Here is a 14,564-nt window from a genome sequence, read left to right on the forward strand (position 1 = left end):
GGTGAGCCCGGCGCCGCGAAGCGCCCTGGCCCTCTCCACCATTCTCCTACTGTATGCCATGCGGACTCCGTTCCGGACCTCAACGGTCCAACTTTTTGTCCGCAGTCCCGCGCCTATTCTGGGATGCAGTTTCCGGAACAGGCTCATTTGGGAAACCATATCCCGTTTCGAGCTCAAATTTCGGGTCGTAGTTTCCTAGAGAGGCCCCATCCGGAAAGCCCGTCCCAGAATTCGTCTGGATAGTGGGACACGCTTTCCGGAAGGCTGTTCCACCGTAACTTCGAAGAGTGGCTATGCGCTGCATGGCAGTGGCGCAAATCTGCTACACTAGTACAACATGCCTCCGTAGCTCAGGGGATAGAGCACCGCTCTCCTAAAGCGGGTGTCGACGGTTCGAATCCGCCCGGGGGCACCAGAGCAATATCGAGCCCGGTACCACCACGGTGCCGGGCTCTTCTGGTCTAAGGGCCGGATTCGGGCCGTCGACACCCGCGTCACCGATTTCCCCGCGGGGGGAGTTTTCGAATCCGCCCGGGGGCACCAGAGCAATATCGAGCCCGGTACCACCACGGTACCGGGCTCTTCTGGTTTAAAGGCATACCGTAGTTTTCACTGCTTCGGATAAAGAAAGCGCCCGCTTGCTGGGGGAGCAAGCGGGCGCCTGTGAGCGAATATGTTTGCGGCATCAGCCGCTGTGGGCAATGGTCTCGATGGCTAGTTGGTCGTGCCGGAATCGTCGCCTGAATCGGTGCCAGAGCCAGAAATCGAAACCGTCAGCGTGATCGTGCTGTCGGTGGACTGCTTGCCAGTGGGGGAGACGCCCGTCACGGTGGCGTTTTCGTTACCACTCACGGGGTTGCCGTTCTGATCGCAGAATGCGATGTTGTAGAATCCGGCGTTGTTGAGCGCGGTGACGGCGGAGGAGATACTCTTGCCGTACAGGTTGCCCGGAACGTTTGCCTTGCCGGACTTCTTGGCGATGACGACGGTAATCGTGGCGCCGGGCTTTTGCTTACCGCTGGGGTTCCAGCTAATGACGGTGCCCTCGGTGACGGAATCGTTCTCCTGGTAGGTTACATCGACGCCGAAGCCGGCCATATCGAGGGCGTTGCGTGCCTGAGCCTCGGTCATGTCGGTCAGATCGGGAACGGAGGTGGTGTCGGGTCCACTCGAGACTTTGTACGAAATGGTCGTGCCCTTCTCGACTTCCTTGCCCGCATCGGTGCCCTGTTCAAAGACTTCGCCCTTTTCGGCCTCGTTGGCTTCCTCGGTGGCATTGCCCTTAAGGCCGACGCTTGCCAGCGCCGCCTCTGCCTGGTCCTTGGTCAGACCAACGAGCTGCGGGACATCAACCTTCTCGGAGGGCTTGGGACCCTTGGAGATTACCAGATTCACCTTGGTGCCCTTGGGCTTCTTGGTGTGACCGTTAGGAGTCTGCTCGACAACCTTTCCCTCGTCGACGTCGTCGTTGTAGCTCTGGTCAATGGTTCCGACGTCAAGGCCGGCATCCTTAATCAGTTCGACGGCGGTCTCCTGGTCCTTACCCAACACATCGGGAACCGGGACCTGCTCGCCGCCAAAGAGTCCGGTGGCAAAGGCCACGATGACGCCGATTACGGCTACCGCAGCAACTACGGCGGCGATGATCTTGTTCTTGTTGGATTTGGGCTGCTCGGTGGCGTAAGAGCCGGTTGAACCCGAGACGGAGCTGCGAGCGTTATTTTGTCCGCTTACGCCCGAGACGGGGCGTACCATGGCGCGCGTCTGGTCGGATAGCTCTCGGGTCTTGGTGGCACCCAGGTCGCCAACGGCGCCGATAACGCGCGTAGGCTCCGGCACGTTGACGGCGCGACCAGACAGGTAGCTGTTGAGCACCTGACGCAGCTCGTCGGCCGTCTGGAAACGGTTAGCCGGATCTTTTTCCATGCACTTGAGGATAATGCGCTCAAGATCGGCATCGACACCGGAGTTGATCTGGCTCGGCGGCACGGGCAGCTCGTTGACCTGCTTGAGTGCGACCGAGATGGCATCGTCGCCGTCGAAAGGCACGCGGCCGGTGGCGCACTCGTACATCACGACGCCCAGCGAGTAAATGTCCGAGGTGGGGCCTAGATCCTGCCCGCGGGTCTGCTCGGGACTTACGTAGTGGGCGGTGCCCAAAACGTTGTTGTCCTGCGTAAGGTGGCTGTTCTTGGCGCGCGCGATGCCAAAGTCCATGACCTTGATGTTGCCGTCGGGCAGCACCATGATGTTCTGCGGCTTAATATCGCGGTGGATGATCTCGTGCTTGTGGGCGACCGAAAGTGCGGAGCTGATCTGCGAGCCGATCTGAGCGACCTTTTTGGGGTCAAGGGCGCCGTGGCTCTTGATGCCGCTCTTAAGGTCGGTGCCGCGCAGGTATTCCATGACGATGTAATAGGTGTCGCCGTCCTTGCCCCAATCGTAGACGCCGACGATATAGGGGGAGGAGAGGCCGGCGGCTGCCTGGGCCTCCTGCTTAAAGCGTGCGGCAAAGGTGGCGTCGCCGGCATATTGCGGCAGCATGATTTTGATAGCTACCGTGCGGTCGAGGACCTGGTCCTGTGCACGGTAGACGGTCGCCATGCCGCCCGTTCCTACCTTATCCTTGAGGAGGTATCTTCCCCCGAGGACCCTCTGTTCCATTCCTGCTCCTAACATGACTATTCGCTCAACGATGTGTGTAGTACCAAATTTGAGGCCGCTGGGGCCGTGTGGCGCATTGCCGCTAGCGTTATCGGCCGCGGCACGCCCCATGCTTGCGCATCGATCACGGGCATCACGCTCCCTGGGCGGCAAGTGCCGCGGTCAGGACGATGCCGGCGATCTTTGCCGCCTCGACGTCGTGCTTGTCGTAATCCTCCAAGGCTACCGAGATGGCGACCGTGGGTGAATCGTAAGGCGCAAAACCGACGAACATCGAGTTGACCTTGGTGCCGACGGTCTCGGCAGAGCCGGTCTTGCCGGCAACCTTGACGCCCGGAATCTGGGCATCGGTGCCGGTGCCGGATTGAACAACGTCGAGCATGGCCTGTTTGACCTGTTCGGCCGTGGTGGCGCTGACGGCCTGGCCCAGTGAGCGGGACTGCGTGGTCTTGACCACGGTTCCGTCTGGGGCGAGCACCTGGGCAACGAAGAACGGGTCCATGACGACGCCGCTGTTGGCGATGGCCGCCGCGATAACGGCGTTCTGCATGACGGTGGTCTGCGGACCCGGCGTGTGGTCCATGCCGACGGGCTGGCCGGCGCCGGCCCAGGCGGTTTCCCACTCGGTCATGAGCGAGGGGTCGGCCATGATGGACGCTGTGGTGGTTAGGTCCTGACCGAGCTTTTGGCCATAGCCAAAGGCGTTGGCGAACTGTACGAGTGAGCTGGCGCCGACCTCGTTTGCCACCTGACCAAAGACGACGTTGGACGACACGGCAAAGGCCTGCTGCAGGCTAATCGTGCCGTAGCTCTCATTGGCGGAGTTGGTGACCGGTGCATTGCCGATATCCATGGAACCGGGCGCCTGGTAAGTGCTCGAAAGGCTTGCGGTGCCGGTCTCGAGTGCCGCCGAAAGCGTGACGACCTTAAACGTGGAGCCCGGAGTATAGAGGGCGTCCATGGCGCGGTCGTACATAGAACCATCCTCACCGCCGCCCGATTGCAGCAGGGCGTCGATGTTGGTGTTGTCGTAGGTGGGCGAGCTGGCGCATGCGAGCACCGCGCCAGTGCGCGGGTCCATGACCACAACGGCGCCCTTAAAGCCCTTGAGAGCCTGTTCGGCGGCCGTCTGGATGCGGGAGTCGATGGTAAGTTTGGCGGTGTTGCCCGGCTGGTTTTGGCCCGCGAGCGACGCGATGGCGTTGTTCCAGCTGGAGTAATCCTTGGAACCGGTGAGCGTGTCGTTCATCACGCTCTCGATGCCGGCGGTACCGTACTGCTGGCTCACATAGCCAACCACATGGGCGGCCAGGTTGCCGTTAGGGTAGGAGCGTACGTAGGTGCCGTCCTCCTGTTGCAGCGATTCGGCCAGCGTCACGCCGTCGGACGTGATGATGGAGCCGCGCTGGATGTACTTGGAACGGGCGATGGTGTGATTGTTGGTCGGCATATCCTGGTAATCCTTGGCCTTGATGACCTGGACATAGGTGAGGTTGCCGATGAGGATGGCGAACAGGGCCGTAAAGGCAAACACCGCGCGGGTTAGGCGGTTGGCGAGCGCCACGCGGCCGAGCACGCCAGATTCGGGCGTATCGAGCAGGCGACGACGCATGCGCGAGCCGGTGGAGTGGCTGCCACGGCCGTAGGAAGACGAAGAAGCGAAGCGCGTGCCGGCATGCGCCGCGGCAGAAGCGACCTGGTCGTCAGTGATGGCGGCCATGGTGCCGGTACCGGTGAGCTCGGCTTCGCGACCGGTGGCCTCATCGCCGGCGCGCAGCAAAAGCGCGACAATGATAAAGCTCGCCAGCAGCGAGGAGCCGCCCTGGCTCATAAAGGGCAGGGTGACGCCGGTCAGCGGAATCAGGCGGGTAACGCCGCCAACGATCAAGAAGGCCTGGAAGCTAATGGCGGCCGTGAGGCCCGTGGCGCTAAATGCGGCAAGGTCGGACTTAGCGCGGGCGGCCGTGGTCAGGCCTCGCACGGCAAAGAGCATAAACAGGACGAGTACGGCGCCGCCGCCCAAAAGGCCCATTTCCTCGCCGATGGCCGAGAAAATGAAGTCGGACTCGACGACGGGGATGTTATTGGCCATGCCATTACCGATGCCAACGCCGATAAGACCGCCGTCAGCCAACGAGAAAAGGGATTGCACAATCTGGTAGCCCTGGCCCTGGGCATCCTTAAAGGGGTCGGCCCAGATCTGGAAACGTACCTGGACATGCGACAGGAACCTGTAGGCGCCCACGGCACCCACTGCCAAAAGCGCAAGGCCGATGACGACATACGAGAAACGTCCCGTGGCGACGTAGAGCATCAGCAAGAAGATGGTGTAGAACAGCACAGCGGAGCCCAAGTCGCGCTCGAAGACAACGACCAGAAGGCATACACCCCACACAGCGAACAGCGGTAGCAGCAGGCGCAGGCGCGGGACCTTGAGGCCCAAGATCTTGCGATTGGAGATGGAGAGTAGCTCGCGGTTTTCGGCTAGGTATCCGGCCAAGAACAATACGATAAAAATCTTGGCGAACTCGCCGGGCTGGATGGTGAAGCCGGCGATGCGAATCCACAGCTTGGAGCCCGAAATGGTGGTGCCGATAAAGATGGGCAGCATCAGCAAGATGATGCCGATGATGCCAAAGGTGTACTTGTAGCGCATGACCACATCGAGATTCTTGATCATCGCGAGCGTGCCCACCATCAGTGCCACCGAGACAAACAGAATGACGAGCTGCGAGATGGCGAGGGCGGGTGCCAGACGCGTTACGAACGTGATGCCGATGCCCGAAAGCACAAAGACGATGGGCAGGATGGCCGGATCGGCACCGGGCGCCAGGATGCGCACGGCGATATGCGCCGCGGCGAAGGCGGCAAAAAGACCGATCGGCACGGCGAGCGTTTCAAACGAGATGGAAGCGCCTGCGGTGAGCACGTACATCGCATACAGCAGGATGACGGGGAACGCCGAGGCGATGAGCAAGAGCATTTCGGTGTTGCGGCGACTCATAAGCGGCACTCCCTTTCTAATTCTTATCGGAGGCTTCGGCCTCGGCGGACTGTTCGGCGGTTTTTTCGGAATTCGATTTGGAAGTCGATTCCTGGTCGGTGTTGTCGCGAATCGTTTGCGCGTCGATCACCTGGCGGGTCTGTTCCTCATCGATTTGATGACGGTACTTGGAGATAGTGTCCTGCGCGTCGTCAACACTCGTTTGCGGAATGCCTGCTTTCAGACGATTCTGCGTGTCTTCGGGTAGGTCGGATAGCTTGATGGCGGTCGTGCTCTCGAGCCAGTGCAGCTTAAGGCCGAGCGGCTTGCCGGGAATGCCCCGGTAGACCGCGACGGTGTCCTTGTAGGTGCCCAGGTAATACGAGCCGGTGACGCCCGCGTAGGCCCAGATGGCTGCCGCCAGCACAAAAGCGATGCCCAGGATGGCGGCAATGGTGACGTTGCGGCGGCGAACACGCTTCGCCTCGCGCATGACGCCGTCGTCGACCAGGTCCACAACGACTACCGTCACGTTGTCGTGGCCGCCGGCAGCGAGCGCGGCGTCTACCAGGTTATCGACGCAAATCTGCGCCGTAGACGATTGCGTGGCGATGTTTTCGATTTCGCTATCGGGAATCATGCTCGAAAGGCCGTCCGAGCACAGGATCAGGCGGTCGCCCTCTTCGATGTGCAGGGTAAAGTGGTCGGCATACATGGCGGGGTCCGAACCCAGTGCACGTGTGATAACCGAGCGGTTGGGATGGACGCGCGCCTCGTCGGCCGTAATTTCGCCAGCGTCCACGAGCTCCTCCACATAGGAGTGGTCGCGGGTCACGCGGATGAGCGTGCCCTCGTGGAGCAGGTAGGCGCGCGAGTCGCCCACGTGGGCGATGGCGAGCATGTCGTTTTCGATATAGGCGCAGGTCGCCGTGCAGCCCATACCGGGCTTGCCCAGGCCGTTGAGTGCGGCCTCGATGACGGCGGCGTTGGCAGCTTCGACGGCTGCGGCTAGGCGCGCGGCGTCGGCAGCCTGTGGCGCCGTCTTGGCGATGGTCTCGACCGCGATGGATGAGGCTACCTCGCCGGCGGCGTGACCACCCATGCCGTCGCACACGCAAAAGAGCGGCGACTGTACCAGGTAGGAGTCCTCGTTGTGCGGACGCACGCAGCCAACATCGGAGCGGGCGCCCCACATGAGTTGCGTGGTGGTGCCGGCATCGTAGGTCGAATCGGTCTCGATGCGCTCGTCGGCCAGCGGCTCAAAACTCATGGTCGAACCAGGGTCCTTGAGCTTGGCCTCCACGGCGGCGACATCAATCTCGGCCGTGTCGCCGGGCGAGACGGCGTTGGCCTCGTTGCTCGGGTCGTCGACTTTAGACGTGGCGGGCACTTCGGTTGTGTTGTCGGCAGGCTCTTCGTCTTGCGGGGCGACGGCTGCGGGCTCGGGTGCCGCGAAGTGCGCGGGCGCGGGCGTGCTGTGGGGCTGAGAGGCGTCCTCCGTCGCTGCGACGGGCATCTCTTCGGCCGTAGGCTGCACGGCCTCGGGCGCCGATGCGGCCGCGGGGGAGGATGCCGCCGCGGGTGCCGGTGTAGATGCGGGCTCGGGCGCTGCGGTGGGTGCTGGAACTACGGGAAACACCGGTGCCGTGGGCTCGGGGGCCAAAAACACCGCGGCGCTCTCATCGATTGCCGCGGCGACAGACTCGGCAAAGTGGGCCGGCGCAGGTGTAGTTTCCGGTGCCGAAGGTTGATCGGCAACGGCGTGCGCGCCGATGGGGGCATCGGTGGAATTATCTTCATCCTGGCCATCGGTGGGCATCGGATGGTCTTGCGTTACATGCGAAAGAGGCAGGGAGAACACGGTGTCCTCGGGCTCCACGGGCGCAGGGCCCGCCGGGGCGGCATGAGCCGGCACGGCCGCGGGGGCAGCCAGTGCCTCGGACATGGTTGCGGACTTGTTCTCCTCGTCGATCATCGACGGTTCACCTTCATGACCACGTCGCCAATCTGGACTTCGTCGCCCTCGCGCAGTGTTGCGGGCTCCACCAGCTGGCGGCCGTTAACAAGGGTGCCGTTGAGCGAGTTGAGGTCCTCGATAATAAGTGCCGGGCCCTGCAGCGAAAAACGCGCATGCGAGGCAGAGACAAACGGCTCGTTGATGCAGATGTCAGATGACGGCGAACGACCGACGATGACGGGGCCAAGCATATCCACGTGAATACCGCGGATGCCGCGCGGGCCCTTGTCCACATCGATCGTCCAGATGGCAGAGTCGCGGCGCTGGCCGCGCACGAGCCCCACGCCGGTCTTCATGACGGCGAACAAGAAGATATAAAGCAGGACGACCAGTACGATGCGGCCTGCAAAAAGGACGATATCGATGTTCATAAGCGATTAACCCCTAAATTCAAAGGTGCTCAGGCCAAACGTTAGCAGATCGCCGTTGCGCAGCGGGCAGCGCGTGATGCGGCGGTTGTTGACGAGCGTGCCGTTGGTGGAGTTGAGGTCCTCGATCGACCAGTCAGAGCCGGTAAAGGTGAGCTGGGCATGACGGCGCGACACGTTGGGGTCGCGCAGGGCAATGTCGGATACCGAGCGCTCACGACCGATGGTCACCTGCGCGGAGGTGATGTTGTGGCTCTCGCCGCTCACGACGTCGACGAGTTGGGCGAGCGGACGCTGCGGGGCGCGGGGGCTTGCCATGTTGGAGGCGATGCTGGTCGCAGCGCCAAGGCCCACGGCGGCGCCAGTGGCAGCCGCTCCGCCCATACCGGCAAGTGCGTCGCGCGAGACGGTTTGCGGCACAGGGATGGGGGCTGCGGGATCGGGGACATTGGGTGCAAAGGGGTCAGCCACAGCGAGCGGGTCGGGAGTGGCAGCGCGGGGTGTCGGCTGCTGCTGGGGCATGGCGGTCGGGTGTTGCTGCGGCGATGCAAACTGCTGCTGACCGGCGCGGGGGGCGCTTGCGGCACGGCTTGTGGCCGAGCTGTTCTGTCCCAGGCCATTTTGATAGGCGCGCTCTTCCTCGTACAGACGGCCGAGCGTGGGAGCGTCGACGTTCTCGGCAAAGACCGAGAACTTGCCGGCGCGCAGCTGAGGGTCGATCATAAAGCGAACAAGGGGCTCGCCGACAAAGACGTAGCGGCGTTTTTCGGCCTGCGCCTTCACAAACTCGCGCACCTCGCGCGAAAGCTCGGGATAGAACGGGGCAAGCATGGGATCGTCATCGGTGGCGATCAGGATGGTATAGAGCGCCGGCGCGGTGTTGACGCCGTTGATCACCAGAGTTTGATCCTCCATGTCGCGAGCAGCCTGCTTGGCAAGCTTCTTAAAGGAGAACGGGGCACGGGTGGCACCGAAGATGCCGGCCACGTGGTCCTCGAAGATGTTCAGGAAGTTCACGAAAGATCACTCTCCGTATAGGTTCTTTGGTATCCGAGCAAATACAGGCATATCCCAACGATTATAGAGGATAGGATTCCCGCAACCGCCGCCTTGGCGACGACCGTGCCCGCAAGGCTGGCAATTTCCATATGGTGTGCAAGACAAAACGATACGGCCGAGCCGATACCGGCGACGGCAATTGCGACGATGGCGGCGAGGTTTGACCCCTGCTCGGCGCGCTTGGCATGGGCATTGAGCAGCAGCGACGTTGCCGCGGCTGCTGCTGCGATCAGTGCGAAGGCGGCCCAGAGGAACGCGTCGCCCAGCGCTGCGGCGACATTGCCAAGCCCCAGCACGCCTCCCGTAGGGAGGGCAGCTGCGGCCAGGCGGGCAAAAAGCGCGCCTATACCCGTGGCGGCAGCGGCGCTTGCCGGGCCGAGCCAAAACGCCGCGAAGCCCGCGGCGGCCCCGGCGGCAAGGATGGCGTCGCCGGTTAGACAACCTAGCGCAAGCGCGCAGGTGAGTACCGCGCTCGCGGCCGCTTCGGTGCGTCCCCAGGCAATCCACCATCCGGACATGGCGGCGGCAAAAATGACCGCGACCGGCAGCATCGACAAGATGCCCTGCGCCTGCATGGTGGCGTTGGCCATGAGCACCAAAAAGCCCACGGCCGAGATAGCCGAGCCGATCTGCGGTGCCAAGCCTGCCGCCGCGCCAATAGCGATGGCCGCGGCGACCAGCCCGGGAAGCGCCGCGACGCCCGCTGTCTGCATAAGCAAAAAGCTGAAGGTTGCACACGTTAGCGCCGAGAGACCGCGCATGGTGTAATCGCGCGCGCAGCTCCAGCGCGTGCCCGCCCAACCGAGCGCGGGGTCGACTTCGATGGCGTTATCCTCGTAAGGCAGCGACTCCATATCGTCTGCCGCGTGCTCGTCGTCCGAAAGCTCGCTTACCATCTGCTCCAAGCTGCGACGGCCTTCGCGCACGCTCCCCAAGCCGGCAAGGAGTTGGTCGCAGAATGCCTCGATGCTATCGGGGCGGTCTTGCGGCATAGGGGAGAGGGCGCTCATGAGCGCTGCCTCGGCTCCCGGGGGAAAGTGCGGGATCAGCTCGCTGGGGTAGGTGGCGCCGCCGATGATGCGGTCGAGCGAGTCGGCAGGCGTTGCCGCCATAAAGGGGGCGCTGCCGCACAGGCCCTCGTAGATCACGCAGGCAAGGGCAAAGACATCGGCTCGCTCGTCGACCGTGCCGGTCTCGATATCGAGCTGTTCGGGCGGCATGTAGCCGATGGTGCCGCCGCGCGATCCGCCAAAGCCGCCGGCAGATGACAGCCGCGCCATGCCAAAGTCGGTGAGCTTTACATTGCCCGAGTGGTCAATGAGCACATTGGCGGGCTTTATGTCCAGATGAAGCACGCCGTTTGCATGGGCAAAGGTGAGCGCCTGACCCAACGCGTCGGCAATGGTCGCTGCCTCGCCAAAGGTGAGCGAGTGGCCGTCCACGCGATGCAAAAACTCGGCCAGCGACATGCCGTCGACATACTCCATGACCAGGTAGGCATAGGCGGTGTCATGCGTAAAGTCGATAACCTGCACGATATTGGGATGTTGAAGCATGGCGGCGGTATGTGCCTCGCGCAGTACATCCATGATGTCGCTGGCGGGCATGCCGGAGCCGTTGATAAGAGGGATGCGCTTAATGGCCACGCGACGACGCAGGTGCGTGTCGCGGCAAATCTCGATGGAGCCAAAACCGCCGGTCGCAAGCGTCTCGAGCGGCTGGTACCGCTTGAGCAGCTCGCGAGAGCTGGTGCCCTCCAAAGGGACGTCCGGCGAGAACCGGGCGGTATGTTGCGAGAAAAGCGGCATGGCCAACCCTCGTGCGTTTAAAGTTCGTTTGCGAGCGGCGGGCGCGGGGCCGAGCCATTCGCGGTGGCATAGATGCTGCTAGTGTAGCACGCTCTGGTGCATGGGGAGGATAGCGGGATGCGAGGCTGCCTGTCTGACTTGGCCTTAGCGCTTCTTCTTGCCCTTCTTCTGCTTGCACTGCTTGCCCTTGTTGTCCTGGGGCTTGTCTGCCTTGTCTCCCTGCTTGGCCTCGGCTGCAGCCTTCTCGGCCTTCATTTTCTTCTTCTTGGTCTCGATGCGGAGCTTTTTGTTGATGCGCGCCTTAAGGAAGGAGCCAAACTGCTCGGCGTCGCCGCGAACAAAGGTGTCCTTGGGGATCGTCACGCCCTGGTCTGCGAACATGGCAACAAAGATGCGCTCGCCGTCGAGTACGTGGTCGAGCTTCTCAAACGGGAAGAACTGCGACTTGCCGCTCTTGCCCCAAACCATCAAGCCGTCCTCGTTGGCGGCGACGCGGCGATAGCGGCCACCCATGGACTTGTCGGCCTCGACGGCGTCGATAAAGTCGCGGGCGAGCGTGTGGTGCAGGTTTTTGCTCCACCAGGCCAAAAAGGCGCCGAACACGATCAGGACGACGCCAAACTTGATCCAGTTGCCGCCGGCCACCAACATGCCGATGCCGAGCAGCGCGGCAATTGCCGCGGCGACATACAGCGAGCCGCGACGCCTGGGCGAGGCGACCAAGCGGGCGAAGTCGGTGACGAGGTCGTTTTCGTACTGATACTCGTTGAGGTACAGGATGCCGTCGTCGGCTGCTGCCTGTTTCTCGAGCGCGACCTCGACCTGGTCGGCTGCTTCGGAGGGGACGAGGTTGCTCTCTGCGTCTGCCATGCTCTTTGGACTCCTATCGCGGCGGGCTCGCCGTACGGGTTATTATGAGTGCAGTATGCCGTGCGACCGCATGGCCGTCGCGGCAACAAAACTCAGTATACCCGGGGGAGCACCCATGGAATCGTTGTACCGAAAGTATCGCCCGCTCACCTTCGACTCCGTGGTGGGCCAGCAGCATATCGTCTCGACGCTCGAGCACGCCATCACCGAGGGACGCCTGTCCCACGCGTACCTGTTCTGCGGACCGCGCGGCACGGGCAAGACCACCATGGCGCGCATTCTGGCCAAGGCGCTGCTGTGCCGCAATGCCGAGGCGGCGCGCGCCGAGGGCGCAAGCGGCTGCATGCCCGACGGCACTTGCGAAGAGTGCGAGCTCATCGCCGAGGGCAACCACCCCGATGTCTACGAGCTCGATGCCGCAAGCCGTACGGGCGTGGACAATGTGCGCGAGGAGATCATCAACTCCGTTAACTTTGCCCCGGTGCGTGGCAAGTACAAGATCTATATCATCGACGAGGTCCATATGCTCACGACGGCGGCGTTCAACGCGCTGCTCAAGACGCTCGAGGAGCCGCCGGCGCACGTGATCTTTGTGTTGTGCACCACCGATCCGCAAAAGATTCTGGAGACCATCCTCTCGCGCTGCCAGCGCTTCGATTTCCACCGCATCGGCAACGAGGATATCGAACATCGCCTGTCCTACGTGTGCGAGCAGGAGGGCTTCGATTACGACGACGAGGCGCTGGCCATCGTGGCGCGCCATGCCAAGGGCGGCATGCGCGACGCGCTTTCCACGCTGGAGCAGCTGAGCGTTTTTGGCAACGGCGCCGTGCATGCGGACGATGCCCGCTCGCTTTTGGGCGAGGTTTCGGACCAGATCCTGGGCGAGTTTGCCCGCGCCATCGCCGAGCGTGATATTGCTGAACTCTATGGGCTCATTCGCGCACAGGTCGAGGAGGGCAATGACCTGCTTGAGCTGACGCGCGACCTGGTGGCGCACGTGCGCGACGTGTATGTGGCCTGCGTTGCCGGTATCCGTGCCGAGCTGTTTGAGGGCGGGGCCGAGCAGGCCGAGGCGCTTGCTGCCGAGGCCGCTGCCTTTGGCGGGCATCCGGCCGACCGTCTGGCCCGCGTGCTGACAGTGCTCGACGATGCCGCGTTGGAGATGAGGGGTGCGAGCGACGTGCGCCTGGTGCTCGAGATCGCCTGCACGCGCCTGGCACGTCCCGAGGCCGATCTGACCATTGAGGCCCTGGCCGAGCGCGTGGCACGCTTGGAGGCCATGGTCGCCAACGCCGCGGTGCCGGCGAGCGTGGCTGCTGCCGGTGGTGCTGCGCCCGCGGCTGTCGCGGCTGCACCTGTGGCGACACAACAACCGACGCTGATCTCGGGTGCCCGAGCTGCTGCCCCTGTGGCATCCGCCGCTCCCACTGCTACGCCCGCGCGCCAGGGCGGCATGCCTTGGGATCGCGGCGCCGCCGCTCCGGCGACCCAGCCCGCGCCGACCCCCAAGCCCGCTGCGTCTGCGCCTCAGCCTGCCCCGGCTCCGATGCCCCAGCCCACCGCCGCTTCGGCTCCCGTACCTGCCGCTGCGCCGGCGCCTAAGCCCCAGCCCAACACTGCCGCTCAGGTTGCTGCCGCCGGCGCCGCCGAGACCCCTGCGGTAGAGGATGCCGGCGAGCTCCAGCGCAAATGGGTCGAGGTCGTCGAGCGCGTCAAGGCCCAACAACCTTCTTATGCGGCACTCCTGTTGAACGCTCGCGCTACGGCAGACGATGGTTCTAAGCTCACGGTCTCGTTCCCTACGGCATTTGCTATCAAGATGCTCGGGCGTGCTGATACACAGGCGGTGTTTTTGCCGACAGTCAGTGCGGTCTTCGGTCGTCGCACCGTCGACTATGTCCTGGATGGGGGTGTCAGGCCGGCTCCTCAACATGAGGAGCATTCTCCATCTGCACGGGCTGCGGCATCTGCGGACCCGCAACCCGTGTCCTCGGCGGCCCCTGTATCCTCGAGCGCCAGCGCGCCGCAGCAGCAAGCAGCACCGGTAGCGGCACCGATCCCGTCGGTGACTGAACCCGCCGTGCCCAAACCGGCTGCTCCGATCCCCGCGTCCAAGCCCGCTGCCGCGCCTGCACCCAAGTCATCCGACCTGGCCAAGGCCCCCTGGCTGCGTTCCGACAACCCTGCCGGTGCTCCTGCCACGGGCAAGCTCCCGACCGAGCCCGCGCCCCGAGTGCCCGAGTGCGCGTCTGCTCCCAAGATTCAGCCGTCTGTGCAGGCTGCGCCATGGGAATCCGAGCAGGTACCCTACGACGACGCCATGGTCGGCGGCTTCGCCGGCGATGCGAGCGGGGAAGATCTTCCTCCGTTCGACATGCCTGCCGCGGCGCCTGCGCCCAGCCCTGCCGCTTCGGCCGCAGCTCCCGCGGCTGCGACGTCCGCTCCTGCAAGTGACGACGCCCTCGCTGCCCCTTGGGAGTCCAACCCCGGTGCCGGCAGTCCCTTCGGCCACCAGGGTGCAGCCCCGGGCATCCCGCAGACCGAGGACGAGGCCAAAGCCCTCATCCGTAGTGTCTTTGGCCAGTCCACCATCTTCAAGCCGGTGGAGTAACTATGCGGGCGGGTATATACGCCGAGTTGTGAGACCTTGCATAATTCGACCTTGCATAGTCTTGGGCGGCGCGTCACGCTAGAGGACATGTACATCGACTGAGTTAGCGCGACCGCCCCGCTCGTTTGCCCCGCGCCGTGGTACGATTTTTGAGTTTGAAAGTCCCGCCGTGCCCGGCTGC

Annotated in this window: 8 protein-coding genes and 1 tRNA gene; 2 read left to right on the plus strand and 7 right to left on the minus strand. The window is 63.4% G+C overall.

Annotated features, from left to right (window positions below):
* The first annotated feature begins 339 nt into the window (after positions 1–339).
* Positions 340–415, plus strand: a tRNA-Arg gene (locus ACTQ40_RS05700).
* Positions 416–714: 299 nt separating this feature from the next.
* Here the strand turns inward: ACTQ40_RS05700 and pknB are convergent.
* The 7 genes from pknB to ACTQ40_RS05735 form a co-directional block, all read right to left on the minus strand.
* Positions 715–2,664, minus strand: a complete 1,950-nt coding sequence (pknB, locus tag ACTQ40_RS05705; RefSeq protein WP_427795137.1) for a Stk1 family PASTA domain-containing Ser/Thr kinase — start codon at positions 2,662–2,664, stop codon at positions 715–717.
* Between the two features lie 133 nt (positions 2,665–2,797).
* Positions 2,798–5,668: an FtsW/RodA/SpoVE family cell cycle protein gene (locus ACTQ40_RS05710; RefSeq protein ID WP_441563572.1), complete on the minus strand. Its 2,871-nt coding sequence runs from the start codon at positions 5,666–5,668 to the stop codon at positions 2,798–2,800.
* 16 nt (positions 5,669–5,684) lie between these two features.
* Positions 5,685–7,622 (minus strand): Stp1/IreP family PP2C-type Ser/Thr phosphatase, encoded by a 1,938-nt coding sequence (locus ACTQ40_RS05715; protein WP_441563573.1) that lies wholly within the window; start codon positions 7,620–7,622, stop codon positions 5,685–5,687.
* Positions 7,619–8,035, minus strand: coding sequence for an FHA domain-containing protein (locus tag ACTQ40_RS05720; RefSeq protein ID WP_055250779.1), 417 nt, complete (start codon positions 8,033–8,035; stop codon positions 7,619–7,621). Before ACTQ40_RS05720 ends, ACTQ40_RS05715 begins: the two co-directional genes overlap by 4 nt.
* Positions 8,036–8,041: 6 nt before the next feature.
* Entirely contained in the window at positions 8,042–9,049 is a 1,008-nt protein-coding gene (locus ACTQ40_RS05725) for an FhaA domain-containing protein (protein WP_441563574.1), read from the minus strand.
* Positions 9,046–10,899: a serine/threonine-protein kinase gene (locus ACTQ40_RS05730; protein ID WP_441563575.1), complete on the minus strand. Its 1,854-nt coding sequence runs from the start codon at positions 10,897–10,899 to the stop codon at positions 9,046–9,048. Before ACTQ40_RS05730 ends, ACTQ40_RS05725 begins: the two co-directional genes overlap by 4 nt.
* 144 nt (positions 10,900–11,043) lie before the next feature.
* Positions 11,044–11,769, minus strand: a complete 726-nt coding sequence (locus ACTQ40_RS05735) for a hypothetical protein (RefSeq protein ID WP_427719328.1) — start codon at positions 11,767–11,769, stop codon at positions 11,044–11,046.
* A gap of 115 nt (positions 11,770–11,884) precedes the next feature.
* Here ACTQ40_RS05735 and dnaX point away from each other — a divergent pair, with 115 nt between their 5' ends.
* A complete protein-coding gene (gene dnaX, locus ACTQ40_RS05740; RefSeq protein ID WP_441563576.1) occupies positions 11,885–14,383 on the plus strand; it encodes a DNA polymerase III subunit gamma/tau in 2,499 nt (832 codons plus the stop codon).
* The last annotated feature ends 181 nt before the right edge of the window (positions 14,384–14,564 follow it).

Source organism: Collinsella sp. Sow4_D11 (genome assembly GCF_052116465.1).
In the GTDB taxonomy this organism is placed as follows: Bacteria; Actinomycetota; Coriobacteriia; order Coriobacteriales; family Coriobacteriaceae; genus Collinsella.

What these genes read in the sequence shown, in the direction of transcription:
- pknB (WP_427795137.1), bottom strand. Translation starts at nt 2,664, where the DNA reads ATGGAACAGAGGGTCCTCGGGGGAAGATACCTCCTCAAGGATAAGGTA.
- ACTQ40_RS05710 (WP_441563572.1), bottom strand. Translation starts at nt 5,668, where the DNA reads ATGAGTCGCCGCAACACCGAAATGCTCTTGCTCATCGCCTCGGCGTTC.
- ACTQ40_RS05715 (WP_441563573.1), bottom strand. Translation starts at nt 7,622, where the DNA reads ATGATCGACGAGGAGAACAAGTCCGCAACCATGTCCGAGGCACTGGCT.
- ACTQ40_RS05720 (WP_055250779.1), bottom strand. Translation starts at nt 8,035, where the DNA reads ATGAACATCGATATCGTCCTTTTTGCAGGCCGCATCGTACTGGTCGTC.
- ACTQ40_RS05730 (WP_441563575.1), bottom strand. Translation starts at nt 10,899, where the DNA reads ATGCCGCTTTTCTCGCAACATACCGCCCGGTTCTCGCCGGACGTCCCT.
- ACTQ40_RS05735 (WP_427719328.1), bottom strand. Translation starts at nt 11,769, where the DNA reads ATGGCAGACGCAGAGAGCAACCTCGTCCCCTCCGAAGCAGCCGACCAG.
- dnaX (WP_441563576.1), top strand. Translation starts at nt 11,885, where the DNA reads ATGGAATCGTTGTACCGAAAGTATCGCCCGCTCACCTTCGACTCCGTG.